At 43.1% G+C, this 25044-nt stretch carries 22 protein-coding genes and 1 pseudogene; 19 read left to right on the forward strand and 4 right to left on the reverse strand.

Annotated features, from left to right (window positions below; genetic code table 11):
• Positions 1-268: pseudogene (locus tag ADF75_RS10740) on the reverse strand (hypothetical protein); the annotation flags it as partial.
• Between the two features lie 10 nt (positions 269-278).
• On the opposite strand from ADF75_RS10740, the gene ADF75_RS08455 reads away from it, so the two are divergent.
• The 6 genes from ADF75_RS08455 to recG all read left to right on the forward strand — a co-directional run bounded on the left by ADF75_RS08455 (position 279) and on the right by recG (position 9672).
• A complete protein-coding gene (locus tag ADF75_RS08455) occupies positions 279-2123 on the forward strand; it encodes an APC family permease (protein ID WP_048789807.1) in 1845 nt (614 codons plus the stop codon).
• A gap of 301 nt (positions 2124-2424) precedes the next feature.
• A complete protein-coding gene (gene secA / locus ADF75_RS08460) occupies positions 2425-4944 on the forward strand; it encodes a preprotein translocase subunit SecA (protein WP_048789808.1) in 2520 nt (839 codons plus the stop codon).
• A gap of 20 nt (positions 4945-4964) precedes the next feature.
• Positions 4965-5996 (forward strand): 3-deoxy-7-phosphoheptulonate synthase, encoded by a 1032-nt coding sequence (locus ADF75_RS08465; protein WP_048789809.1) that lies wholly within the window; start codon positions 4965-4967, stop codon positions 5994-5996.
• Positions 5997-6079: 83 nt separating this feature from the next.
• Entirely contained in the window at positions 6080-6442 is a 363-nt protein-coding gene (gene acpS / locus ADF75_RS08470) for a holo-ACP synthase (protein ID WP_006595699.1), read from the forward strand.
• Positions 6432-7559, forward strand: a complete 1128-nt coding sequence (alr, locus tag ADF75_RS08475) for an alanine racemase (protein WP_048789810.1) — start codon at positions 6432-6434, stop codon at positions 7557-7559. Before acpS ends, alr begins: the two co-directional genes overlap by 11 nt.
• A gap of 97 nt (positions 7560-7656) precedes the next feature.
• Positions 7657-9672 (forward strand): ATP-dependent DNA helicase RecG, encoded by a 2016-nt coding sequence (gene recG / locus ADF75_RS08480; RefSeq protein WP_048789811.1) that lies wholly within the window; start codon positions 7657-7659, stop codon positions 9670-9672.
• A 469-nt stretch (positions 9673-10141) separates the two neighbouring features.
• On the opposite strand, the gene ADF75_RS08485 is transcribed toward recG, so the two are convergent.
• Positions 10142-11104 (reverse strand): asparaginase, encoded by a 963-nt coding sequence (locus tag ADF75_RS08485; RefSeq protein WP_048789812.1) that lies wholly within the window; start codon positions 11102-11104, stop codon positions 10142-10144.
• 64 nt (positions 11105-11168) lie between these two features.
• Here ADF75_RS08485 and ADF75_RS08490 point away from each other — a divergent pair, with 64 nt between their 5' ends.
• Positions 11169-12581 carry a Cof-type HAD-IIB family hydrolase gene (locus tag ADF75_RS08490; protein WP_048789813.1) on the forward strand — a complete coding sequence of 471 codons (1413 nt, stop codon included), beginning with the start codon at positions 11169-11171 and terminating at the stop codon, positions 12579-12581.
• 41 nt (positions 12582-12622) lie between these two features.
• Here the strand turns inward: ADF75_RS08490 and ADF75_RS08495 are convergent, their stop codons facing one another.
• Positions 12623-13075 (reverse strand): universal stress protein, encoded by a 453-nt coding sequence (locus ADF75_RS08495; protein WP_048789814.1) that lies wholly within the window; start codon positions 13073-13075, stop codon positions 12623-12625.
• Positions 13076-13287: 212 nt separating this feature from the next.
• Between ADF75_RS08495 and ADF75_RS08500 the strand changes: the two genes are divergently transcribed.
• The 9 genes from ADF75_RS08500 to ADF75_RS08540 all read left to right on the forward strand — a co-directional run bounded on the left by ADF75_RS08500 (position 13288) and on the right by ADF75_RS08540 (position 22020).
• Positions 13288-14502, forward strand: a complete 1215-nt coding sequence (locus tag ADF75_RS08500) for a pyridoxal phosphate-dependent aminotransferase (protein ID WP_023024219.1) — start codon at positions 13288-13290, stop codon at positions 14500-14502.
• A gap of 185 nt (positions 14503-14687) precedes the next feature.
• Positions 14688-15476, forward strand: coding sequence for a GTP-sensing pleiotropic transcriptional regulator CodY (gene codY, locus ADF75_RS08505; protein WP_048691732.1), 789 nt, complete (start codon positions 14688-14690; stop codon positions 15474-15476).
• Positions 15476-16045, forward strand: coding sequence for a cysteine hydrolase family protein (locus ADF75_RS08510; protein WP_048789815.1), 570 nt, complete (start codon positions 15476-15478; stop codon positions 16043-16045). The genes codY and ADF75_RS08510 overlap by 1 nt, the downstream gene beginning before the upstream one ends.
• A gap of 136 nt (positions 16046-16181) precedes the next feature.
• Positions 16182-16484, forward strand: a complete 303-nt coding sequence (gatC, locus tag ADF75_RS08515) for an Asp-tRNA(Asn)/Glu-tRNA(Gln) amidotransferase subunit GatC (protein ID WP_048789816.1) — start codon at positions 16182-16184, stop codon at positions 16482-16484.
• Positions 16484-17950 (forward strand): Asp-tRNA(Asn)/Glu-tRNA(Gln) amidotransferase subunit GatA, encoded by a 1467-nt coding sequence (gene gatA, locus ADF75_RS08520; protein WP_048789817.1) that lies wholly within the window; start codon positions 16484-16486, stop codon positions 17948-17950. The genes gatC and gatA overlap by 1 nt, the downstream gene beginning before the upstream one ends.
• Positions 17950-19392, forward strand: coding sequence for an Asp-tRNA(Asn)/Glu-tRNA(Gln) amidotransferase subunit GatB (gene gatB, locus ADF75_RS08525; RefSeq protein WP_048789818.1), 1443 nt, complete (start codon positions 17950-17952; stop codon positions 19390-19392). Before gatA ends, gatB begins: the two co-directional genes overlap by 1 nt.
• Before the next feature lie 100 nt (positions 19393-19492).
• Entirely contained in the window at positions 19493-19873 is a 381-nt protein-coding gene (locus tag ADF75_RS08530; protein WP_048789819.1) for a hypothetical protein, read from the forward strand.
• Positions 19874-19981: 108 nt separating this feature from the next.
• Entirely contained in the window at positions 19982-21022 is a 1041-nt protein-coding gene (locus tag ADF75_RS08535) for a 2,3-butanediol dehydrogenase (protein ID WP_048789820.1), read from the forward strand.
• Positions 21023-21108: 86 nt separating this feature from the next.
• Complete coding sequence (locus ADF75_RS08540) at positions 21109-22020, forward strand: DMT family transporter (protein ID WP_048789821.1); 912 nt, start codon at positions 21109-21111, stop codon at positions 22018-22020.
• Positions 22021-22053: 33 nt separating this feature from the next.
• Here ADF75_RS08540 and ADF75_RS08545 read toward each other — a convergent pair whose 3' ends face one another.
• The gene (locus ADF75_RS08545) at positions 22054-22674 is read right to left on the reverse strand and encodes a TVP38/TMEM64 family protein (RefSeq protein ID WP_048789822.1); all 621 of its coding nucleotides are present in this window, start codon (positions 22672-22674) and stop codon (positions 22054-22056) included.
• Between the two features lie 184 nt (positions 22675-22858).
• On the opposite strand from ADF75_RS08545, the gene ADF75_RS08550 reads away from it, so the two are divergent.
• The 3 genes from ADF75_RS08550 (at position 22859) to yhbY (ending at position 25025) form a co-directional block, all read left to right on the forward strand.
• The gene (locus ADF75_RS08550) at positions 22859-23386 is read left to right on the forward strand and encodes a YqeG family HAD IIIA-type phosphatase (protein ID WP_045759146.1); all 528 of its coding nucleotides are present in this window, start codon (positions 22859-22861) and stop codon (positions 23384-23386) included.
• A gap of 2 nt (positions 23387-23388) precedes the next feature.
• On the forward strand, positions 23389-24495 hold the full coding sequence (gene yqeH, locus ADF75_RS08555) for a ribosome biogenesis GTPase YqeH (protein ID WP_048789823.1): 1107 nt from the start codon (positions 23389-23391) through the stop codon (positions 24493-24495).
• A 218-nt stretch (positions 24496-24713) separates the two neighbouring features.
• Complete coding sequence (gene yhbY / locus ADF75_RS08560; RefSeq protein WP_006595720.1) at positions 24714-25025, forward strand: ribosome assembly RNA-binding protein YhbY; 312 nt, start codon at positions 24714-24716, stop codon at positions 25023-25025.
• The last annotated feature ends 19 nt before the right edge of the window (positions 25026-25044 follow it).

Here is a 25044-nt window from a genome sequence, read left to right on the forward strand (position 1 = left end):
CAGCGTAGTAGAGCCCACTCAACCACTGCGTCTTGCTCGACAATCCAAAAATAATTGAGAGGCTAGGATTTTTGTCCCAGCCTCGTTTTTTGCTTGGATCAATTTGAAAAGAAGCGGGCAGATCTAAGAGAGCTCGAATGAATGAAGACAATGAAAACTTTATGAAAATTTCATAATTTAAGTTGACAGTCTTGAAAAAAAGGAGTAGAATAACCCCTGTTTTATGAAAAAGAGGCAGGGAATTCCCGGCCTCATGATCTTTTTTCAAGGAGTTTTTTATGTTTTCAACATTGAAAAAATGGTTTATTGGCCGTCCGTTGAAATCTGGTGCAGAAGGTGAAGGAGGATTGCTAGGGAAAATGCAGGCCTTGGCTATGCTCTCTAGTGACGCACTTTCTTCTATTGCCTATGGTCCAGAGCAAGTTATCCTGGTCTTGATGACCGTATCAGCAGGAGCCATTTGGTGGTCCATTCCAATTGGGATTGTGGTCCTGGTTCTTCTAGCCAGTTTAACGATTTCTTATCGTCAGGTCATTCATGCCTACCCTCAAGGGGGAGGAGCCTATATGGTGACTTCGGAGAACCTGTCTCCCAAAGCGGGGTTGATAGCTGGTGGAAGTCTATTGGTTGACTACATGCTGACAGTAGCGGTATCTGTTTCTTCCGGTGCAGATGCCATCACGTCAGCGATTCCCTCTCTTCATCCTTATAATCTTCACATTTCCATTTTGTTGGTCTTGCTTTTGATGCTGATGAACCTTCGGGGACTGCGCGAATCGGCCACATCCTTGATGATTCCGGTCTACCTGTTCATCGTCAGTACCATTGCCTTAATCGGCTATGGCGTAATCCAAATTTTGACAGGGCATTTGGCCTATAACGCGACTGCGCATGTTGGCCAAACTATTTCAGGGGTTAGCATTATTCTCTTGTTGCGAGCCTTTACGAGTGGATCAGCTTCCCTAACAGGGGTTGAAGCCATCTCCAATTCGGTTCCCTTCTTTAAGAAACCAAAAGCAAAGAATGCTGCCTCTACTTTGACCATTATGGCTTTGATTTTGGGGATCATGTTTGCAGGGATTACCTTCCTTAATTACTGGGTGGGTGTTGTTCCGGCAAAAGGGGTAACAACTCTAGCCCAAATGGCCCAAGCCATCTTAGGGAATTCCCCAGTCGGTCAAGCCTTCTTTTACGTCTTTCAATTATCAACAGCCTTGATCCTGGCAGTAGCTGCGAATACTGGTTTCTCAGCCTTTCCAATGTTGGCCTTTAACATGGCTAAAAACAAATACATGCCACACATGTATATGGAAAAAGGAGATCGTCTGGGCTATTCCAATGGGATTTTGACCTTGGCGATTGGTGCCATCGTCTTGCTCTTGATCTTTGATGGACAAACAGAAAGCTTGATTCCGCTGTATACCATTGGGGTCTTCATTCCTTTTGCCCTTTCTCAAACAGGGATGGTCATTCATTGGAAACGCCAATATCAAAAAGGATTTCTCAAGTATTCGCTGGCTAATATCCTCGGGGCTGCTATCTGTTATGGGATTGTCTTGATCCTCTTGTTGTTCCGTCTGAGTGAGATTTGGCCTTTCTTCCCTATAATCGGTCTTTTACTTTGGATGTTCTTAAGTATTCGCAATCACTATGATAAAGTTGCGGCTCAATTGCGTTTGGGAAGGAAGATCGAAAAGACAAATTACGCGGGCAATACTGTCATTGTCCTTGTTGGGAATGTCACTCAGGTAAGTGTGGGAGCTATGAGTTATGCAAATAGCCTAGGAAACGATGTCATAGCCATGCACGTCTCAACGGAAGAAACCAAGGTCAAGGATGCAGAGGTAGCAGAAGAATTCAAACATTATTTCCCTCATATTCGCTTTGAAAATGTTATGACAAGTTACCGGGATATTATCCAACCAACAGTTGAATTTGTCTCAAAAGTAGCTGAGGAGGCCAAGGAAAAAGGGAACACCGTCACAGTCTTAGTTCCTCAATTCATCCCTAAAAAACATTGGCAAAATATTCTCCACAACCAAATGAGTTTGAAATTGAAGTATGCGCTTCGTTGGCATGAAGAAGTGGTTGTGGCAAGCTATTCTTACCATTTGTCTGAATAACTATCGCATAAAGAAGAGATGTCTACTATAGAGGTGATTCGGATTAAAAACAAAGTTTTAGTAGATGATTGAATAATTCTAACGAGTATAATTTTTATAGAATTTATTAGATTTGTATCAATGAACAGTTTGTCTTCACTTTCAGATGTCTGCTTGAGCAGCCATCTTTTTGGATTTTCTCACACGAAAAAACCACTCGAAAGTCTTGTAAGATACAGCCTTAATCTTGAAAAAATGTTTAAAAAATGCTACAATAAAGAGAACGTTTAAAATTTAAGAAATTTGAAAAGTAAGGAAACTAATGGCTAATTTATTAAAAACAATTATCGAAAATGATAAAGGTGAATTAAGACGATTGGAAAAGATGGCAGACAAGGTCTTCTCATACGAAGATCAAATGGCTGCCTTGTCAGATGATGAACTGAAAGCGAAAACAGAAGAGTTCAAGCAACGCTACCAAGATGGTGAATCATTGGATGACCTTCTGTATGAAGCTTTTGCGGTAGTTCGCGAAGGTGCCAAGCGTGTCTTGGGCTTGTTCCCTTATAAAGTACAGGTCATGGGGGGTATTGTTCTTCACCATGGTGACGTTCCAGAAATGCGTACAGGGGAAGGAAAAACCTTGACTGCGACCATGCCGGTATATTTGAATGCCCTATCTGGCCAAGGAGTTCACGTTGTCACTGTCAATGAATACCTGACAGAACGTGATGCGACTGAGATGGGTGAGTTGTACTCATGGCTAGGTCTTTCAGTTGGGATCAACTTGGCTGCAAAATCACCGTCTGAAAAACAAGAAGCTTATGCTTGTGACATCACTTATTCAACCAACGCGGAAATAGGTTTTGACTACTTGCGTGACAACATGGTTGTTCGTGCCGAAAATATGGTACAACGTCCTTTGTATTATGCCTTGGTTGATGAGGTAGACTCCATCTTAATTGATGAAGCCCGTACGCCATTGATTGTTTCAGGTCAGACTTCTACAGAAACTAGTCAACTCTATCACATGGCGGATACCTATGTAAAATCTTTGGAAAAAGAAGACTATATTATTGATGTCCCTTCAAAAACGATTGGTTTGTCAGATTCTGGAATTGATAAGGCTGAAAGTTACTTTAATCTTGAAAACTTGTACGACATTGAAAATGTTGCCTTAACACACTACATCGACAATGCCCTCCGTGCTAACTACATCATGATTTTGGATATCGACTATGTAGTCAGTGAAGATCAAGAAATCTTGATCGTCGACCAATTTACAGGTCGTACCATGGAAGGTCGTCGTTATTCTGACGGCTTGCACCAAGCGATTGAGGCTAAAGAAGGTGTACCAGTCCAAGAAGAAACCAAAACATCCGCTTCTATTACTTACCAAAACCTCTTCCGGATGTACAAGAAACTTTCAGGGATGACAGGTACTGGTAAAACAGAAGAAGAAGAATTCCGTGAAATCTACAACATTCGCGTTATTCCAATTCCAACTAATCGTCCGATTGCTCGTATTGACCATCCGGACCTTCTCTACCCAAGCTTGAAATCGAAGTTTAAAGCTGTAGTAGAAGATGTAAAAGCTCGCTATGAAAAAGGACAACCAGTCTTGGTGGGTACCGTTGCAGTTGAAACCAGTGACTACCTATCCCGCCTCTTGGTTGAAGCAGGCGTTCCTCACGAAGTCTTGAATGCGAAAAACCACTACAAAGAAGCGCAAATCATCATGAACGCTGGTCAACGTGGTGCCGTTACCATCGCGACCAACATGGCCGGACGTGGTACCGATATCAAGCTCGGTGAAGGGGTTCGTGAACTCGGTGGACTTTGTGTGATTGGTACAGAGCGTCATGAAAGCCGTCGTATTGATAACCAGTTGCGTGGACGTTCTGGACGTCAAGGGGATCCAGGTGAATCTCAATTCTACCTTTCTCTTGAAGATGAGTTGATGCGTCGTTTCGGTTCAGAGCGCATCAAAGCCTTGCTAGACCGCTTCAAACTAAGCGAAGAAGAATCTGTCATCAGATCTAACATGTTTACACGCCAAGTTGAAGCAGCTCAAAAACGAGTGGAAGGGAACAACTATGACACTCGTAAGCAAGTCCTTCAGTATGATGATGTTATGCGGGAACAACGCGAGATTATCTACTCTCAACGCTATGATGTCATTACAGCGGATCGTGATTTGGCGCCAGAAATCAAGGCCATGATCAAACGGACCATTAAACGGATCGTTGAAGGAGCTAGCCACTCAAGCAAGGAAGAACGGATCGAAGCTATTCTGAACTTTGCCAAATACAATTTGGTCCCTGAAGATACTATTTCTGAGAGCGATATTGAAGGCAAATCTGATAAAGATGTGATTGATTACTTGTACAAACGTGCTGAAGAGGTTTATGAAAACCAAGTAGCGAAATTACGCGATGAAGAAGCAGTCAGAGAATTCCAAAAAGTCTTGATCCTTCGTGTTGTGGATAGCAAATGGACCGATCACATCGATGCCTTGGATCAATTGCGTAATGCTGTTGGTCTCCGTGGTTATGCACAAAACAATCCTGTGGTTGAATACCAATCAGAAGGATTCCGTATGTTCAACGATATGATTGGCTCCATCGAGTTTGATGTGACTCGTTTGATGATGAAAGCTCAAATCCATGAACAAGAGCGTCCACGTACAGAACACAGTATTTCAACGACAGCGACTCGTAATATTGCCGCTCAAAAAACTGATTTACCAGAAGATCTTGATTTGAGTCAAATTAAACGCAATGACATCTGTCCATGTGGATCTGGTAAGAAATTTAAAAACTGCCACGGTAAAAAACTCTAATCGGATGAAAGGATCAGCCTATGTCTTTTACAGTTACTAGCCCAATCATTGATGAAACAGCAGTAACCTCTCTTTATTGCTTAGAAGGTAAACATTTAGCTCGCAAAGAAGCGCGTGACCGTGAACTAGCCTCTATTTTGAAGGGGGAAGACAAGCGGATTTTGCTTGTGATGGGACCATGTTCATCAGATAATGAGGAAGCAGTGATGGAATATGCTCGTCGCCTTGCAGCCCTTCAAGAAGAAGTTCAAGATCGGGTCTTCATTGTGATGCGGGTCTACACTGCTAAACCTCGGACCAATGGAGATGGCTATAAAGGCTTGATGCATCAGCCGGATACTGCTTCAGAACCTAGTTTTGTAGCTGGCTTAAAGGCGGTTCGTCGCCTGCATCATCGAGTGATTACCGAAACTGGTTTGACAACAGCAGATGAACTGTTGTATCCAGAGACTTACCCATTTGTTGAGGATCTCCTTTCTTATGTTGCTATTGGGGCACGTTCTGTAGAAGATCAAGGCCATCGATTTGTGGCGAGTGGCATCTCAGTCCCAACTGGATTGAAAAATCCAACGTCTGGAAATCTGTCGGTTATGTTTAATGCAATTTATGCTGCACAACATGGGCACCATTTCTTCTATAATGGTCGTTCTGTGGAGACAAGTGGAAATCCATTCGGACATGCTATTCTGCGTGGAGCTTTAGACGCGAATGGGAAAAACATTCCAAACTACCACTATGAAGATCTGCTAGAAGCTGCGCATCGTTACCAGGCCTTGGGCTTGCAACATCCATTTATCCTGGTTGATACCAATCATGATAATTCTGGGAAGAAATTTGCTGAGCAGATTCGCATTGTCAGAGAAACCCTTACAAATCGTAGCTGGAATCCAATTATCCATGATGTAGTCCGTGGATTTATGATTGAATCTTATCTAGAGGACGGTCGTCAAGATCAACCAGAAGTATTTGGTCAATCGATCACAGACCCATGCTTGGGTTGGGAAAAGACAGAAAGCTTAGTACGAGAAATTTATCAGTATGTAGCTGAATAAAAGGAGAGGGCTGGAGAAAATATTCTCAGCCCTTTCCTTCTTAAATAGAGTTGCTGATAGAAAATCATTAAAGAGGAAAAGATATGATTGTTGGACATGGGATAGATATCGAATCGATCCAATCCATTGAACAAGCCTACCAGAGACATCCGAGATTTGCTTCCAAGGTATTGACAGAGACGGAACGAGAACGGTTCGACCAATTATCTGGAAAAAGAAAAATGGAATACCTGGCAGGTCGATGGTCTGCCAAAGAAGCCTTTTCCAAGGCTTGGGGAACAGGAATTGGTCCAGTAGGATTTCAGGATCTGGAAATTCTAACCAATCAAAAAGGAGCTCCCTATTTTTCAAAAGCTCCTTTTAGTGGAAAGATTTGGGTATCGATTAGTCACTCAGGCGATTTAGTTTCGACCAGTGTCATTTTGGAGGAAAGAAATGAAAGCTAGTATACATAGACCAACGCGAGCATATGTGGATGTAGAGGCTATTGCCTATAATGTTCAACAAATACAAGCCCATATTCCGAAAGAGACCTTGACCTTTGCAGTTGTCAAGGCAAATGCATACGGCCATGGGGTTGAGCCAGTGGTAGAACGTTTATTGCCACTAGTAGATGCTTTTTGTGTCTCCAACCTAGATGAAGCCTTGGAAGTTCGCCAAGTAGCAGGTGAAAAGCCGATCTTAATTTTGGGCGTTGCACCAGTAGAACACGTTGCGATTGCCATCAAAGAGGAAATTCGTTATACAGTGGCTAGTCTCGAGTGGTTGAAAGCATTGTTGGCTGAAAAGTCTGATTTGACTGGGTTGAAGGTTCATATTAAAGTGGATTCAGGAATGGGACGAATTGGTTTTCGTTCGGCAGAAGACTTGCAGGAAGCTATGATCTTATTAAGAGACCATGGAGCAGAAGTGGAAGGGATCTTTACTCATTTTGCTACAGCTGATGAGAAAGATGACCGGCATTTCCAAGGCCAGTTGCAACGATTTAAGAGCTTGTTGGAGCTCTTGCCCTATACTCCGAAAATCGTTCATGCCAGCAATTCAGCAACAACTTTATGGCATGCTGATACCATTTTTAATGCTGTCCGACTGGGCGATGTCATGTATGGTCTCAATCCAAGTGGAAGAGAGTTAGAGCTTCCCTATAGCATCCGTCCTGCTCTGAGTCTGGAAACAGAATTGGTCCATATCAAACCACTAGAAGTGGGGCAGACAGTTGGCTATGGAGCGACCTATCAGACTAGTGAGGAAGAGTGGATTGGGACCATTCCAATTGGCTATGCAGATGGCTGGACCAGAGATATGCAAGGTTTTCATGTCCTTGTTGATGGGCAATTCTGCCCGATTGTCGGTCGCGTATCCATGGACCAAATTACCATTCGCCTACCGAAGGCCTACCCGATTGGGACTAAGGTAGTATTGATCGGAAGGGATGGTGATCTAGCTATAACGACAACGGATGTAGCAGTCTATCGAGGCACGATCAACTATGAGGTTGTTTGTGTCTTGAGTGATCGCGTACCAAGAGTTTATCGTCCAACAAAGGAAGACAGTGGGAAGTAAGTTGTTTGTCTTTTCCCAGCTTCCTTTTATAAAAAGTTCGAGATGAAAGAGGTTGATGACGGTGGTCCCAGCCTCCTTTCTTATCTAGGAGGAAAGAATGAACTTACACCAACCGCTTTCTGTCCTGCCAGGAATTGGACCGAAATCAGCAGAAAAATACAAGAAATTGGGAATCGAAACGGTTGAGGACCTCTTGCTCTACTTCCCATTTCGGTATGAAGATTTTAAATCAAAAAATGTTTTAGATCTGGAAGATGGAGAAAAAGCAGTTGTTTCTGGAATTGTTGCCACCCCAGCCAATGTCCAGTATTATGGTTACAAGCGTAACCGTCTTCGCTTTACCATTAAACAAGGGGAGCTGGTCCTAGCAGTTAGTTTCTTTAACCAGCCCTATCTAGCGGACAAGATTGAACTAGGGCAAACAGTAGCTGTATTTGGTAAATGGGATAAGGCCAAGGGAGCTTTGACAGGGATGAAGCTGTTAGCCCAAGTCGAAGATGACCTTCAACCGGTCTACCGCTTATCTCAAGGGGTGAGCCAGTCAGCTTTAGTAAAGGTTATCAAGACGGCTTTTGAAGCAGGCTTGGATCAGCTATTGGAAGAAAATCTCCCTCAAATCTTAATGGACAAGTACCACTTGCTTTCTCGCAGACAATCAGTCAGGGCCATGCATTTTCCCAAGGATCTTGAAGAATATAAGCAGGCCTTGAGACGAGTGAAATTTGAAGAATTGCTCTTTTTCCAATTGCAACTGCAGGTCTTGAAGGAAGAAAATCGTTCCGTCGGACAGGGAATCGTCTTGGATTGGGATAAGAAGAAGCTAAAAGCTCTTCAAGCTAAGCTTCCTTTTACGTTGACAGAAGCTCAGGAGCGAAGTCTGAACGAAATTCTAGCAGATATGCGTTCTCCTTACCACATGAATCGTCTCTTGCAAGGAGATGTCGGAAGCGGGAAGACCGTCGTTGCTGGACTGGCCATGTATGCTGCTGTAACAGCTGGCAAGCAAGCGGCCTTGATGGTACCGACCGAAATCCTAGCCGAGCAACATTTACAAAGTTTGACCTCTCTCTTTCCTAGTCTTAGAATTCTTCTTTTGACAGGCAGTCTAAAAGCTGCGGAGAGACGAGAACGCTTGGAATTTGTTCAGACAGGGCAAGTGGACCTTATTGTGGGAACCCATGCCTTGATTCAGGAGGGGGTTCGTTTTCATGATCTCGGATTGGTCATTATTGATGAGCAGCACCGTTTCGGTGTAGCCCAAAGACGGATCCTGCGTGAAAAGGGCCAAAATCCGGATGTCTTGATGATGACAGCGACCCCAATTCCCCGAACTCTGGCAATCACTGCTTTTGGAGATATGGATGTTTCGATTATCGACCAAATGCCAGCAGGTCGAAAAGAGATTATCACCCGCTGGGTCAAGCATCAACAGTTAAATTTAGTCTTTGATTGGCTGGTCAAAGAAATTCAAAAAGGCTCCCAAGCCTACGTCATTTCTCCCTTGATTGAAGAGTCGGAAGCCTTGGACCTCAAAAATGCTATTGCTCTAGAGGAAGAATTGATTGCTTATTTTGGAGACCGAGCCCGTATTTCTCTCCTTCATGGTAAGATGAAGGGGGAAGAAAAAGAGGCCATTATGCAGGCCTTTAAGCAGGGAGAAATTGACTTACTAGTTTCTACAACTGTAATCGAGGTCGGCGTCAATGTTCCCAATGCTACCGTCATGATTATCATGGATGCAGACCGCTTTGGTTTGAGCCAATTGCACCAGTTGAGAGGTCGGGTAGGGCGTGGTGATAAGCAGTCTTACGCAGTATTAGTTGCCAATCCCAAAACAGAATCTGGTAAGCGTCGGATGAAAATCATGACCGAAACCACCAATGGGTTTGTCTTGGCAGAAGAAGACCTCAAGCTACGAGGCTCTGGGGAAATCTTTGGAACGCGTCAATCAGGTATACCAGAATTTCAAGTGGCCAACCTCATTGAAGATTATCCAATCTTAGAGGAGGCACGAAAGGTAGCTGTTCAGGTGGTCACAACTCCTAATTGGCGAGAGCATCCAGATTGGCACTGTCTGTCTCTACATTTGGAACAGAAAGAACACTTAGATTAAGAAAGAATAAAAAAAGCTAAGATTTTCTTAGTTTTAAGATTGAAGATAAAGTCTTCTGAAAAACTTCCCTTAGGTGAGTGTGGACGTCAGCGAACTTCGAAGAAGTTCCATGACTTAGTTTTGAGCCTAAGGTCTCAAAACTCCCGAGTGCCTGAAACTATTGTGTTTCAGGCACTTTTCTTACGGCGGAAAGTTTTTAATCTTCTTAAATGGCAAAATAAGTCATTTTTGAAGAGTAACTAGCCGTTTTATGTAAAATAATAGTTTGACTATATTTAAAAAGCTAAGATTTTCTTAGCTTTTTATCTTATTTTAAGTTTGTGGACCTATAATCGTAAAAAATAGAAAAGAGGTCCTAGCTATGCGAACCATGTTGAAATTCATCTTGTCAATCATTATCTCAGTCCATCAAAGCTATTTTTAAATTTAAAAGGCGGATGTATCCACCATCACACCTTCTATTGTTATTTTAACCTTCTATATAGTCTCTTAATTCATCGCCTTTTAATCCGGCATTGAGAGCAATAAGGAGCTTCAGCCGGGCCTTAGCTGCATTGAGCTCTTTGACAAAGAAGATGCCGTGCTCGTGAAGTTTGACTCCACCTCCATCGTAAGCATAGACAGGTTCCGCAATTCCATTGAAGCAACGGGAAACCAAGGCAATAGGAAGGCCAGCCTCTTGAAATTCAAAGAGTTTCTCAGCTACTTCCTTAGGAAGATTTCCTGCACCAAAGGCTTCAATGATCAAACCATCCATTTGTTGGACATCTAGTAGGTCAAGGAGTTCTGTTTTCATGCCAGCATAGGCTGAAATGATGGGGACAACTCCCTTGATTTCTTGCAAATCAAAACGCACACGGGGTTCAGCTGTTTTGAAGAAAAGAACTTCTTTTTTCATGACCAAGCCTAGAGGGCCATGTGTGGGGGTCTGGAAGGTGCTGACATTGGTGGTATGTGTTTTGGTCACGTACTTGGCTGCATGGACTTCATCATTCATCACGACCAAGACACCCTTGTCTTGTGATTTGGGATCTGCTGCTACTCGGATGGCGGTCAGATAGTTATAGACGCCGTCGCTTCCTAATTCATTGGAGCTTCTCATGGCTCCTGTTAAGACTACTGAAATAGTTGGCAAGTCCATGGTATCTAAGAAGTAGGCTGTTTCTTCAAGAGTATCGGTACCATGGGTAATGACAATCCCATCATACTGGGAAGCCTCTTTCTGAATCTTATGATAGAGTTGTAACATGTGCTGAGGAGTTACATGAGGGCTGGGTAAATTTAAAAAATCTTCTGAAGTAAGCTCAACCCCTGCCAGTGACAGATCAATATGGTTCATGGGGTTGGATGAATTGGTCACGACAGCTCCAGAGTCATCCGCCTGCATGGAGATGGTCCCTCCTGTATGAAGGGCCAAAATTTTCTTAATCATGTGTGTCTCCTTGGAATGTGTGTTATAATTTATTGTATCATAAAACGGAAAGAAAGCAGTCATCATGGAAATAAAAGCGGTCTTTTTTGACATTGACGGAACCTTGGTCAATGATAGTCGAATGGTCTTGAAGTCAACTGAAAAAGCCATTCGCGCCTTAAAGGAACAAGGAATTTTTGTTGGTTTGGCAACAGGGCGAGGACCCTTCTTTGTCCGTCCTTTTATCGAGCGCTATGACTTTGATTTTGCGGTCACCTATAATGGTCAGTATATTTTTACCAAGGACAAGGTCTTATCTGCTTCTCCAATTGATAAGAAGAATCTGCATGACTTGATTGACTACGCAAAAAACCATCGCATTGAGATCGCCTTAGGAACAGAAGATGGAGTTGAAGGTTCTCGCATTATGAGTTTTGGTCTGAGTCCTATTTCTCTATGGTCTGCACGTTTTGTACCAAAAGGCTTTTCGAAGGCAGTTAGTCAGGGCTTCAACAAGGTGGTTAGCAAGGCTGTCCCTCAGGATCAAAAGCAACTGCAACAAATTGCCCAAGGACCGGTTTATCAGGTTCTCTTATTAGCTAGTCCTAAAGACACTCAAAAAGTTGAGCAAGCTTTTCCTGAATTAAAATTTACGCGTTCCAGCCCCTTTGCGGCGGACGTTATCAATCCAGACAACTCAAAATTGGAAGGGATTCGGATCGTAGGAGAAGAATTTGGATTTTCAATGGACCAGGTGATGGCCTTTGGAGATTCAGATAATGACTTGGAAATGCTCTCGGGTGTTGGCTTATCGATTGCGATGGGCAATGGAACCAGCAGGGTCAAAGAAGTAGCTCAGCATACGACGACCAGTAATACCAAAGACGGGATCCAAAAAGCGCTGGAACATTTTGGCATTATCACGGATCAGTCACTGTTTGTTAGTCGCGACGATCACTTTAATAAGGTCAAAGCCTTCCATCAACTCATGGATGGTCAAACTCAGGAAGAACCAAAGGCCTGGGACAATCAAGAGGCTCTTTACCGAACCGTGTTTAAGCAGGAGGAATTGGTTGAATTTATTCGGGCAGCGAGCAAGGATGAAGCAACCTTTGATCGTTCAATCGAAAGCTTGCATCAAGCCCTAGATGAGGCAGCCAATAAGGTTCGTAGCAAGCATCCAGCTGAGATCTCCATGGTGGGGCAGGTCGATGCCTTGATTGATACGCTCTATCTGACTTATGGTAGTTTTGTTCTAATGGGGGTCGATCCGGAAGAGGTCTTTGAGATTGTTCACCGTGCAAACATGGGGAAGATTTTCCCAGATGGTCAGGCTCACTTTGATGAAGTCACGCATAAAATTTTAAAACCGAACGACTGGGAAGAAAAGTATGCACCTGAGCCAGCCATTCAAAAAGAGTTGGAACGGCAAATCAAAGCTTATCAAAAACACTACTCTGAAAAAACAGCAGAATCGGAAGAAAATAAAAAGGTGTGAGGAAATTCGTTTTCCTTCACACCTTTTGGTTTTTATAAAGTTTATAAGGTCTTTTCTGTCTCACGAACCACTAACAAATCGACTTTGGCATGGCGGAGAATGTATTCAGAGGAAGACCCAACTAGTAAACGTTCAAAAGCATTTAGACCAGTTGCCCCAACCATGATGAGATCAACTCCCTCTGCATCAGGGATATCAGTCGCTAAGAGGACTTTTGGATTCCCCATTTCAATCACCGAAGCAATGTTTTGGACACCGGCTTCTTTAGCACGCTTGATATACCCTTCTAATAGTTCATTAGCTTCTGTTTGGAATCCTTCATACACCTCAGCATCAAAACTAGAGACACTTTGTAAGGCACGTGTATCAACGACATGAGCAAGGGTAAGTTTAGATCCGTTTCGCAACGCAACATTGACCCCTTTCTCAAAAGCAAGTTCAGCTTCGCGAGATCCATCAACTGCAACCATGATGTTTTCGTATTTTTGAGACATGTTCCGTCCTCCTTTACTGCTTGAAAACGTGAAAAGAAATGGAAGAACCCATTTATGTTACCTATAATTATATTTTAAACCTTTTACCATAGAAAGTAAAGGTCAAATCAGATATCTATAGGATTTCATTGAGAATGAAAGAGGTTGCTCAGTTGTACTCCAGATTAACTAGTGGTATAATGGAAGCAGTTTGATAAAGTGAGGAAAAAATCATGAAAGAATACAATAAGTCCGTCAAGCTAGAGCACGTTGCTTACGATATTCGTGGTCCAGTCTTAGAAGAAGCGATGCGCATGCGGGCCAACGGGGAGAAAATCCTTCGCTTAAATACAGGAAATCCAGCAGAATTTGGGTTTACAGCTCCCGACGAAGTCATTCATGATTTGATTATGAATGCTCGGGATAGTGAAGGGTATTCGGATTCAAAAGGAATTTTTTCTGCCCGTAAGGCCATTATGCAGTATAGCCAATTGAAAAAGATTCCGAATGTTGAGATTGATGATATCTATATCGGAAATGGTGTCAGTGAGTTGATTGTGATGTCCATGCAAGGCTTGCTGGATAATGGCGATGAAGTACTTGTGCCAATGCCAGACTATCCTCTTTGGACAGCAGCGGTCAGCCTAGCAGGTGGAAATGCAGTACACTATGTTTGTGATGAAGAGGCTGAGTGGTATCCTGATATTGATGATATCAAGTCGAAAATCACTTCAAACACCAAGGCTATCGTCGTGATTAACCCCAATAACCCAACCGGAGCTCTCTATCCAGATGAGATTTTGTTGGAAATTGTCGAAATTGCTCGTCAACATGGCTTGATTATCTTTGCAGATGAAATTTATGATCGCTTGGTCATGGATGGTGCCAAACACACAGCCATTGCTAGTCTCGCGCCAGATTTGTTCTGTGTCAGCATGAACGGTTTGTCCAAATCACACCGCATAGCGGGCTTCCGTGTGGGCTGGATGGTCTTATCTGGACCAAAACACCACGTGAAGGGCTATATCGAAGGTTTGAATATGCTCTCCAATATGCGTCTGTGTTCAAACGTCTTGGCCCAACAAGTGGTCCAGACTTCTTTGGGAGGCTACCAGTCAGTGGACGAACTCTTGCTTCCAGGCGGTCGAATCTACGAACAACGGAACTTTATCTACAAGGCTATCAATGATATTCCAGGACTCTCAGCTGTCAAACCAAAAGCTGGTCTCTATATCTTCCCTAAGATTGATCGTGAAATGTACCGGGTAGATGATGATGAGCAGTTTGTCTTGAATTTCTTAAAACAAGAAAAGGTTCTCTTGGTTCACGGACGTGGATTTAACTGGAAAGAGCCAGATCATTTCCGGATTGTTTACCTTCCTCGAGTAGAAGAATTGGCTCAAATTCAAGAGAAGATGACCCGTTTCTTAAAACAATACAAACGATAAGTGTAAGAGAAATCGCTAATAGGCGGTTTCTTTTTTTTGAATGAATCCAGCGAATATTTTGTTACATAAGGCTAATTTTTCTGAATTGAATAGAATTGTAGAAAAAATAAATAATTTTCAGATAATTTGATTGAAATTCCCCCACTTATATGATATACTTTAGCTGACTATATGCGAGGTTTATTATGGCTAAATTATTAGAAAAAACGAGAAAAATTACATCTATCTTGAAACGTTCTGAAGAACAGTTGCAAGATGAAATGCCTTATAATGCAATTGCCCGTCAACTGGCTGACATCATTCATTGTAACGCTTGTATTATTAATAGCAAGGGAACTCTTCTAGGTTATTTCATGCGCTACAAAACCAATAATGATCGGGTTGAGGCTTTTTTTGACAATAAAAAATTACCTGAAGATTATGCTAAAGCGGCCAGTTTAGTCTATGATACAGAGGCGAATTTAGATGTAGATCACGATTTAAGTATCTTTCCAGTAGAGACAAAGTCTGATTTTCCTGATGGGTTGACAACGATTGCTCCCATCCATGTATCTGGGATTCGTTTGGGGTCTTTGATTATTTGGCGCAATGATAAGGAATTTGCGGATGATGATTTGATTTTGGTTGAGATTGCTAGTACCGTAGTTGGGATTCAAATGTTGAACTTCCAACGAGAGGAAGATGAGAAAAATATTCGTCGCCGGACTGCGGTCAATATGGCTGTCAATACCTTGTCCTATTCAGAATTGCGGGCAGTTTCCGCTATCCTTAGTGAATTGAAGGGAAATGAAGGGCAGTTAACTGCTTCCGTGATTGCGGATCGGATTGGTATTACCCGCTCTGTGATTGTCAATGCGCTGCGGAAACTGGAGTCAGCCGGTATTATTGAAAGCCGCTCTCTTGGGATGAAGGGAACCTACCTCAAAGTCTTGATCCCAGATATTTTTGAAGAAATAAAGAAAAGAGATTACTAATGACTAAAGCGTTAATTTCGATTGACTACACCGTTGATTTTGTAGCAGATGAAGGTAAGCTAACGGCAGGAGCTCCTGCACAAGCTATTTCTGAGAGCATTGCCCAGGTGACCCAGTTAGCCTTTGACCAAGGGGCCTATGTCTTTTTTGCGATTGATGCTCATGATGTAGACGATCCCTTTCATCCAGAAAGCAAGCTCTTCCCACCTCATAATATCATTGGGACTAGTGGACGGGATTTGTATGGTCCCTTAGCTGATTTTTATCGGGAGCACAAAGCGGATCCACGCGTCTTTTGGATGGACAAGCGTCATTATTCTGCTTTTTCAGGAACTGATCTGGATATCCGCCTCCGGGAACGTGGCGTAGATACGGTTATTTTGACGGGAGTCTTAACGGACATTTGTGTCCTCCATACAGCAGTAGATGCCTATAATCTGGGCTATCAGATCGAAGTGGTCGCGCCTGCTGTGGCGTCGCTCACTCCTGAAAACCACCAGTTTGCTTTAAATCATTTCAAACATGTTTTGGGAGCAAAAGTGGTGAATGAACAATTAGAAGAATTGTAAGATTAGAGTTCGAGGAGAATGGCCTAATGCCTAGCCTTCCTCGGACTCTATTTTCTTGCCAAACTACCGCATAAATACTAAAAATATGGTAAAATAGAGGGTATTGAGAAATCATCATTTCACGAAAGGAAGCAAGATGAAAATTACGCAAGAAGAGGTAACCCACGTTGCCAATCTTTCAAAATTGAAATTCTCTCCAGAAGAGACAGCTGAGTTTGCGACAACCTTGTCTAAGATTGTCGACATGGTGGAATTGTTGGAAGAAGTGGACACAAACGGTGTGGCTCCAACAACAACCATGGCGGATCGTAAGACCGTATTGCGTCCGGATGTTGCTGAAAAAGGGACGGACCGTGACCGTTTGTTTAAAAATGTACCTGAAAAAGATAATTACTACATCAAGGTACCAGCTATCCTAGAAGATGGAGGAGATGCCTAATGTCATTCAACCATAAAACCATTGAAGAGTTGCACGACCTCCTTGTCTCTAAGGAAATTTCAGCAACCGAATTGACCCAAGCGACGCTTGATGATATCAAGGCGCGTGAAGAAGCAATCAATGCCTTTGTAACGGTGGCCGAAGAAGCTGCCCTTGCACAAGCCAAGACTATTGATGAAAAAGGAATCGATGCAGACAACCTCCTATCAGGGATTCCGCTCGCGGTCAAAGACAATATCTCAACAGATGGTATCTTGACGACTGCGGCATCAAAAATGCTCTATAACTACGAGCCAATCTTTGATGCGACAGCTGTTGCCAATGCCAAAGCTAAAGATATGATTGTCATCGGGAAGACCAACATGGATGAATTTGCCATGGGTGGATCTGGTGAAACTTCATATTATGGACCAACCAAGAATGCATGGGACCACAGTAAGGTGCCTGGTGGATCTTCTAGTGGTTCAGCAGCTGCTGTAGCTTCAGGTCAAGTCCGTTTGTCCCTTGGTTCAGATACTGGTGGTTCTATCCGCCAACCAGCTGCCTTCAACGGGATTGTTGGTCTCAAACCAACTTATGGAACAGTTTCACGTTTTGGTCTCATTGCCTTTGGTAGCTCACTAGACCAAATTGGACCATTTGCACCAACGGTCAAGGAAAATGCCCTCTTGCTCAATGTCATTGCCAGTGAAGATGTCAAAGATTCAACATCTGCGCCTGTTCGTGTAGCAGACTTTACTTCTAAGATTGGTCAAGACATTAAAGGCATGAAGATTGCCCTTCCTAAGGAATACCTCGGTGAAGGGATTGACCCAGAAGTCAAAGAAACCATCCTTAATGCGGCCAAACACTTTGAAAAATTGGGAGCAACTGTCGAAGAAGTTAGCCTGCCTCATTCTAAATACGGGGTTGCCGTTTACTACATCATCGCTTCATCTGAAGCTTCTTCAAACTTGCAACGTTTCGACGGGATTCGCTATGGTTTCCGTGCGGAAGATGCTAAAAACTTGGATGACATCTACGTGAATACTCGTAGTCAAGGCTTTGGTGATGAGGTCAAACGCCGGATCATGCTGGGTACCTTTAGTTTGTCATCTGGTTACTACGATGCCTACTACAAGAAAGCTGGTCAAGTTCGTACCCTCATTATCCAAGACTTCGAAAAAGTCTTTGCGGATTACGACCTCATTCTTGGTCCAACAGCTCCAAGCGTAGCCTTTGATTTGGATTCGCTCAACCACGACCCGGTTGCCATGTACTTGGCTGACCTCTTGACCATTCCAGTCAACTTGGCAGGTCTCCCAGGGATTTCGATTCCTGCAGGTTTTGCTCAAGGTCTTCCAGTTGGTTTGCAGTTGATTGGTCCTAAGTATTCTGAAGAAACCATCTACCAGGCTGCAGCGGCCTTTGAAGCTACGACGGATTACCACAAGCAACAACCCCTTATTTTCGGAGGTGACAATTAATGAACTTTGAAACAGTCATCGGACTTGAAGTCCACGTTGAATTGAATACAAACTCAAAAATTTTCTCACCAACCTCTGCCCACTTTGGGAATGAGCAAAATGCCAACACCAATGTGATTGACTGGTCTTTCCCAGGTGTGCTTCCTGTCTTGAACAAGGGTGTTGTGGATGCTGGTATCAAGGCTGCTTTGGCACTGAATATGGATATCCATCAGCACATGCACTTTGATCGTAAGAACTACTTCTACCCTGATAATCCAAAGGCTTACCAAATTTCGCAATTTGACGAGCCAATCGGTTATAACGGTTGGATTGAAGTGCAATTGGAAGATGGTTCAACTAAGAAAATCGGGATTGAACGGGCCCACTTGGAAGAAGATGCCGGTAAGAACACGCACGGAACAGACGGTTTCTCTTATGTAGACCTCAACCGTCAAGGAGTTCCATTGATCGAAATCGTATCTGAAGCAGATATGCGTTCTCCAGAAGAAGCCTACGCCTATTTGACAGCTTTGAAAGAAGTCATCCAATATACTGGTATTTCAGACGTCAAGATGGAAGAAGGATCGATGCGTGTGGATGCCAACATTTCCCTTCGCCCATACGGTCAAGAGGAATTTGGTACCAAGACGGAGTTGAAAAACTTGAACTCATTCTCAAACGTCCGTAAAGGTCTTGAATACGAAGTGCAACGCCAAGCGAAAATCTTGCGCTCAGGTGGTGTTATTCGTCAAGAAACACGCCGTTATGATGAAGCCAACAAGAGCACTATCCTTATGCGTGTCAAAGAAGGAGCAGCGGATTACCGTTACTTCCCAGAACCAGACCTTCCATTGTATGAAATCTCAGATGAGTGGATTGAGGAAATGCGCACAGAATTGCCAGAGTTTCCAAAAGATCGTCGTGCTCGCTATGTGGCAGAGCTTGGCTTGTCTGACTATGATGCCAACCAATTGACAGCTACGAAAGTTACTTCTGACTTCTTTGAAGCAGCGGTAGCCCTTGGTGGAGATGCCAAGCAAGTGTCTAACTGGCTGCAAGGTGAAGTCGCACAATTCTTGAACGCCGAAGGTAAAACGCTTGAAGAAATCCAATTGACACCAGAAAACTTGGTCGAAATGATTGCCATCATTGAAGATGGAACCATCTCTTCTAAGATTGCCAAGAAAGTCTTCGTTCATTTGGCGAAAAATGGTGGCGGTGCGCGTGAATACGTCGAAAAAGCTGGATTGGTACAGATTTCAGACCCTGAAGTCTTGATTCCAATCATCCACCAAGTCTTCGCAGACAATGAAGCAGCCGTAGCCGACTTCAAGTCAGGGAAACGGAATGCGGACAAGGCCTTCACAGGCTTCCTCATGAAAGCAACCAAAGGCCAAGCCAACCCACAAGTAGCCCTCAAACTACTTGCCCAAGAATTGGCGAAGTTGAAAGAAGAGTAATAGAGAAAAAAACCAGCCGAGAGGTTGGTTTTTACTATCCATAAAATTGTGTTAGAATAGGAAAGACCATTACATATCAACTAGCATTAGGAGAAGTTACATGAACAAATTTTTAAGAGCCTTATTTGTCCTAGTTATCATCGCCATGTCTGGAGCCATTATTTTTCAGCTCTTCTTTCCATCCTATATGGGAAGTCATTCGGGATATGGTGTTTCTGTCGGTTGGCAGCGGGAGATTGGGATTTGGAATGTGGCAGTTCTTGTGATTCTCATTGCTGTCAATCTCAAATATGATTGGTTCTATCTTCGAACGGTACTATTGGCCTTGATCATTGGTGGGCTTGGGATTGGGACCAATCATTTATTTGCTTATCTCAACTATCATTTGCCAGTAAATGTTATTGGAGCTTTTGAAAATTATCTTCTTGTTCTGGGCTGGATTGTCGGTTGGAAATTAGAGTCATCTCGGATTGATAATTAAGATATTAACCGTCTGTTTCTTCTTGACAAAGTTTGTGAAAAGGCTTACAATATAGTTGTCGGGTTTCCTGAAAGGGAATTGCAATTCATGGAAAAATAGGAGAAACATATGGAAACAATGAAAGCTGCTCGCTGGCATGGCAAGAAGGACGTTCGTATCGAGGAAGTGGAAGTCCCTAAAGTAGAACCTCATCAAGTAAAGGTTGCGGTCAAATTCACGGGAATCTGTGGAACAGACTTGCATGAATACTTGGATGGGCCAATCTTCATTCCAACAGAAGAGCATGTTTATTCTGGTCAAAAAGCACCCGTTACCCTTGGTCACGAGTTTGCTGGAGAAATTGTTGAGGTTGGAAGCGATGTGACTCGTGTCAAAGTTGGGGATCGTGTGACGATTGAACCAATTTTGGCAAAACATAACCTAATCGGTGACTACAACCTTGATCCAAACTTGAACTTTGTTGGTTTAGCAGCAGATGGTGGTTTTGCGAAGTATTGTGTGCTTGATGGTGATCTTGTGCATGTGATTCCAGATAGCTTGAGCTACGAGCAAGCGGCTCTTACAGAACCTGCAGCTGTTGCTGTTTATGCCGTTCGTCAATCTGCATTGAAAACTGGGGATACAGCCGTTATCTTTGGCTTGGGTCCAATCGGTCTTTTGATTGTTGAAGCCCTTCGTGCAGCAGGAGCATCAAAAATCTATGCAGTTGAATTGTCTCCTGAACGTCAAGCAAAAGCAGAAGAGCTAGGTGCCATTGTAGTTCGTCCAGAAGAAGGTGAATCAATCGTTGAAGCCATTCATCGCTTGACGGATGGTGGAGCGGATGTGTCTTATGAAGTAACAGGGGTTCCTGTTGTTCTTGGACAAGCTCTTGCAGCAGTTCATAAGGCTGGTGAGTGTATGGTTGTTTCTATTTGGGAACGCGAAGCGAGCATCAATCCAAATGAATTCGCCATTCAAGAAAAGACTCTTAAAGGGATTATCGCTTATCGCCACATCTTCCCTAAAGTATTGGAATTGATGGAACAAGGCTACTTCTCTGCTGAGAAATTAGTTACTAAGAAAATCAAATTGGAAAATATTGTTCAAGATGGCTTTATCGAATTAACGCAAGATAAATCGCAAATCAAGATTTTGGTTGAGCCGTAAATTAGTATATTTTATGAATAAAACCAGTCCATTTGGGCTGGTTTTTATGTTACAATTAGGATGTAAATAATATTTGTGGAGGCAACATGTCTACATCTTTCAAAGGAACCTTGATGACTGTGATTGCTGGAATTGCTTGGGGGCTTTCTGGTGTTAGCGGGCAATATTTGATGGCACATGGTTTTTCAGCTATAGGGTTAACTAATTTTCGTCTACTTTTTTCAGGCATTGTCCTTATTATATTATCTTACGTAGCGGATAAAGAGAAGGTATTAGCCTTTGCTAAAGATAAATCTTCCTACCTTCCCCTTCTCGTTTTTTCATTTTTAGGATTGTTACTAACTCAATTGACCTATTTAGAGGCGATTGCAGAAACCAATGCTGGGACTGCCACCGTTTTGCAGTATCTCTGTCCAGTGGGGATTTTATCCTATACCTGTATCAAGGATAGAGTAGCTCCTACTCTTGCGGAAGTAGCTTCCATGCTGTTAGCGATTGGTGGCACTTTCTTAATTGCAACACACGGTCAAGTCAACCAACTGGCCATTAATCCTAAAGGTCTGGCTTGGGGAGTGGTTTCAGCCTTTGCTTATGCTCTGTATATTGTCCTTCCTCTTAATTTAATTAAAAAATGGGGAAGTATGCTGGTGATTGGAGTTGGGATGGTCATTCCAGGAATTCTGATGATTCCTTTTAGTGGTCTTCTTTCTTTTTCTGGAAACTACAGACTGGATACCTTGATGGCTCTTTTTGGTTTGGTTGTTATTGGAACGATTTTTGCCTACACAGCCTTTCTTAAAGGGACCTCTTTGGTCGGAGCTGTAAAGGGAAGCTTATTAGCCTCTATTGAGCCAATTTCGGCAGTTTTCTTTGCCTTTATCATTATGAAGGAGCATTTCTTTATGATTGACTTCTTGGGTATGGGCATGATTCTGTTAGCGGTCCTCCTGATCACTCTAAAGGACTTCATTATTCAAAAAGAAAAAGGAATTCTATAAAAAAAGATGCTGGGTGTTTTCCCAACATCTTTTTTAAATCATTTGCCAGAAATAGTCGATGATATAGGTGAGACCATAAGTGTAGATGACCAGAGTAATCGGTTTACAGAGAATAATAATGGTCATGTAGCGCTTAAAGGTCATATTGGTTAATCCAGCTAGCATGCAGAGAAAGTCCGCTGGACTGATAGGCCAGATCATCATGAAGATGAAGAAACGATCAAACCGCTTGCCTTCGTTGAGCCAGTTAATATACTTGTCGTAAGTCTTCTGGCTGACCATAGACTGGACAAATTTAGGCCCGTACATTCTCGCGAGATGGAAGATGATGGCACAGCCAATGACAATTCCGATGTAGTTGTAGATGGTCCCAATGATGTGGCCATAGATAAAGACACCAGCGACAGATGTTAAGGCACCGGGGATAATAGGCACCACTGTTTGAAGGATCTGAAGAAAGATAAAGAGAGGTGGCCCGAAGATACCTGCTTGGAGAATAAAAGCCGACAAAGTTTCTTTGGATTGGAGAATGCCAGCAAAGTAGGCCCAGATACAGAAAGCAAGGGTTGCCAGGGCTCCAATGATGGAGGACCAATTGATGATTTTTTGTAGGAGAGGGGAGACCTCCCTCAATTTTTTTTCTTTTGTTATCATAACTCTTCCGCGTATTTTTTTTCTTCTACTATACCACGTTTTTGGAACTTTGTAACGATTTTGTCTATTTTAGGGAATATCAAAGAGATAGAATGGGTCCTCTTACAAAGGGGAGACAACGAAGCAAGTGCAAAATACGTCTATTTATGCTACAATGAAGAGAATATAAAAAATGGAGAAAAACGTGTCAATCGAAAATTACAAACCAGATTTTGCGGTGGAAGCAGCCTATGATCTCACCGTTGCAGACTTGAAAAAACAAGGCATTAAGGCGGTCCTTGTGGATTTGGATAATACCTTGATTGCTTGGAATAATCCGGATGGGACTCCTGAGATGCGCCAGTGGTTGCACGACCTTCGTGATGGCGGGATTCGGGTTATCGTGGTGTCCAATAATAGTCCCAAACGGGTCAAGCGTGCGGTAGAAAAATTTGATATTGACTATGAAGCCTGGTCGCTCAAGCCCTTTACCTTTGGGATTGATCGTGCCCTCAAACGTTTCCACTATGAGAAAAATGAAGTGGTCATGGTCGGGGATCAACTGATGACGGATATCCGGGCTGCCCATCGTGCAGGCATTCGCTCGATTTTGGTCAAGCCTTTGGTTGAGCATGACTCCATCAAGACCCAGATCAACCGGGCGCGTGAACGCCGTGTCATGAAGCAAATGGCCGAAAAATATGGTCCGATTGTATACAAAAAAGGAATTTAAGAATGGAAGAATTATTCTGTATTGGCTGTGGAGCGCCCATTCAGACAGAAAACAAAGAGGGGATAGGCTATACTCCCCAATCAGCTCTTGAAAAGGGCTTGGAAACAGGCGAAGTCTATTGCCAACGCTGTTTCCGTCTACGTCACTACAATGAAATCACAGATGTGCATCTGACAGATGATGATTTCCTAAAACTCCTTCACGAAGTAGGAGATAGTGATGCTCTCGTGGTCAATGTAGTCGATATTTTTGACTTTAATGGCTCTGTCATTCCTGGCTTACCGCGCTTTGTAGCAGGTAATGATGTCCTTTTAGTCGGAAATAAAAAAGACATCTTGCCCAAGTCTGTCAAGGATAGCAAAGTGACGCATTGGTTGATGGAGCGGGCCCACGAAGAAGGCATGCGTCCTGTCGATGTGGTCCTCACCTCTGCCCAAAACAAGAGTGCCATCAAGGATTTGATGGAAAAGATTGAACAGTACCGTAAGGGTCGTGATGTCTATGTGGTGGGGGTAACCAATGTAGGGAAATCGACCCTCATCAATGCGATTATCCAGGAAATCACTGGTGACAAGGATATCATCACGACCTCTCGCTTCCCAGGAACGACACTGGACAAGATTGAAATCCCATTGGACGATGGATCCTACATCTACGATACACCGGGGATTATTCATCGCCACCAGATGGCTCACTACTTGACTGCGAAAAACCTCAAGTATGTCAGCCCTAAAAAGGAAATCAAACCCAAGACTTATCAGCTCAATCCAGAGCAGACTCTCTTCTTGGGTGGCTTGGGACGCTTTGACTTTATCAAGGGGGAAAAGCAAGGTTTTACTGCCTTCTTTGATAACGAACTCAAGCTTCATCGAACCAAGCTAGAAGGAGCGACCGCTTTTTATGACAAGCATGTTGGTGGCTTGCTAACTCCACCTAATAGCAAAGAAAAAGAAGAGTTCCCACCCTTGGTTTCTCATGAGTTTACCATCAAGGACAAGACAGACCTCGTCATCTCTGGACTCGGCTGGATCCGCGTCAATGGGGAAGCCAAAGTAGCCGTCTGGGCACCAGAAGGCGTTGCCGTCGTCACCCGCAAAGCTATTATTTAAAAATTTGAAAGGAAATAGTTTCTTTATAGACTGGGCGAGTGCAACGAGCCTAGAAAGGATACTTTTCGTTGTGGTGAAAGCCTAAGTAGATATTTTACTACTTAGGCGCGGAAAATTTAAGACTTTAGGCTCAAATTTAAGTCATGGAACTCCGCTAGGAGGTCGCTGACGACCGCCACCACATCAGAAAAGTATCAAAAAAGAAATATTGAAAAAGCATGACATTAACATCTAAACAACGGGCTTTCCTCAACAGCCAAGCCCACAGCCTCAAACCCATTATCCAAATCGGGAAAAACGGGCTCAATGACCAAATCAAAACCAGTGTGCGCCAAGCGCTAGATGCGCGCGAACTGATCAAGGTGACCCTCCTTCAAAATACGGATGAGAATATCCATGAAGTAGCGGAAATCTTGGAAGAAGAAATTGGTGTGGATACGGTTCAAAAAATTGGACGCATCCTTATCTTATACAAGCAATCAAGCAAAAAAGAAAACCGGAAGATTTCAGTCAAAGTAAAAGAAATCTAAGAGACACAGGAGAGCAAGT

The organism is Streptococcus sp. 1171_SSPC (genome assembly GCF_001069335.1).
In the GTDB taxonomy this organism is placed as follows: Bacteria; Bacillota; Bacilli; order Lactobacillales; family Streptococcaceae; genus Streptococcus; species Streptococcus xiaochunlingii.

Bases quoted from the DNA above. Each gene is read 5' to 3' on its own strand.
- ADF75_RS08455 (WP_048789807.1), top strand. From the start codon at position 279: ATGTTTTCAACATTGAAAAAATGGTTTATTGGCCGTCCGTTGAAATCT.
- secA (WP_048789808.1), top strand. From the start codon at position 2,425: ATGGCTAATTTATTAAAAACAATTATCGAAAATGATAAAGGTGAATTA.
- ADF75_RS08465 (WP_048789809.1), top strand. From the start codon at position 4,965: ATGTCTTTTACAGTTACTAGCCCAATCATTGATGAAACAGCAGTAACC.
- acpS (WP_006595699.1), top strand. From the start codon at position 6,080: ATGATTGTTGGACATGGGATAGATATCGAATCGATCCAATCCATTGAA.
- alr (WP_048789810.1), top strand. From the start codon at position 6,432: ATGAAAGCTAGTATACATAGACCAACGCGAGCATATGTGGATGTAGAG.
- recG (WP_048789811.1), top strand. From the start codon at position 7,657: ATGAACTTACACCAACCGCTTTCTGTCCTGCCAGGAATTGGACCGAAA.
- ADF75_RS08485 (WP_048789812.1), bottom strand. From the start codon at position 11,104: ATGATTAAGAAAATTTTGGCCCTTCATACAGGAGGGACCATCTCCATG.
- ADF75_RS08490 (WP_048789813.1), top strand. From the start codon at position 11,169: ATGGAAATAAAAGCGGTCTTTTTTGACATTGACGGAACCTTGGTCAAT.
- ADF75_RS08495 (WP_048789814.1), bottom strand. From the start codon at position 13,075: ATGTCTCAAAAATACGAAAACATCATGGTTGCAGTTGATGGATCTCGC.
- ADF75_RS08500 (WP_023024219.1), top strand. From the start codon at position 13,288: ATGAAAGAATACAATAAGTCCGTCAAGCTAGAGCACGTTGCTTACGAT.
- codY (WP_048691732.1), top strand. From the start codon at position 14,688: ATGGCTAAATTATTAGAAAAAACGAGAAAAATTACATCTATCTTGAAA.
- ADF75_RS08510 (WP_048789815.1), top strand. From the start codon at position 15,476: ATGACTAAAGCGTTAATTTCGATTGACTACACCGTTGATTTTGTAGCA.
- gatC (WP_048789816.1), top strand. From the start codon at position 16,182: ATGAAAATTACGCAAGAAGAGGTAACCCACGTTGCCAATCTTTCAAAA.
- gatA (WP_048789817.1), top strand. From the start codon at position 16,484: ATGTCATTCAACCATAAAACCATTGAAGAGTTGCACGACCTCCTTGTC.
- gatB (WP_048789818.1), top strand. From the start codon at position 17,950: ATGAACTTTGAAACAGTCATCGGACTTGAAGTCCACGTTGAATTGAAT.
- ADF75_RS08530 (WP_048789819.1), top strand. From the start codon at position 19,493: ATGAACAAATTTTTAAGAGCCTTATTTGTCCTAGTTATCATCGCCATG.
- ADF75_RS08535 (WP_048789820.1), top strand. From the start codon at position 19,982: ATGGAAACAATGAAAGCTGCTCGCTGGCATGGCAAGAAGGACGTTCGT.
- ADF75_RS08540 (WP_048789821.1), top strand. From the start codon at position 21,109: ATGTCTACATCTTTCAAAGGAACCTTGATGACTGTGATTGCTGGAATT.
- ADF75_RS08545 (WP_048789822.1), bottom strand. From the start codon at position 22,674: ATGATAACAAAAGAAAAAAAATTGAGGGAGGTCTCCCCTCTCCTACAA.
- yqeH (WP_048789823.1), top strand. From the start codon at position 23,389: ATGGAAGAATTATTCTGTATTGGCTGTGGAGCGCCCATTCAGACAGAA.
- yhbY (WP_006595720.1), top strand. From the start codon at position 24,714: ATGACATTAACATCTAAACAACGGGCTTTCCTCAACAGCCAAGCCCAC.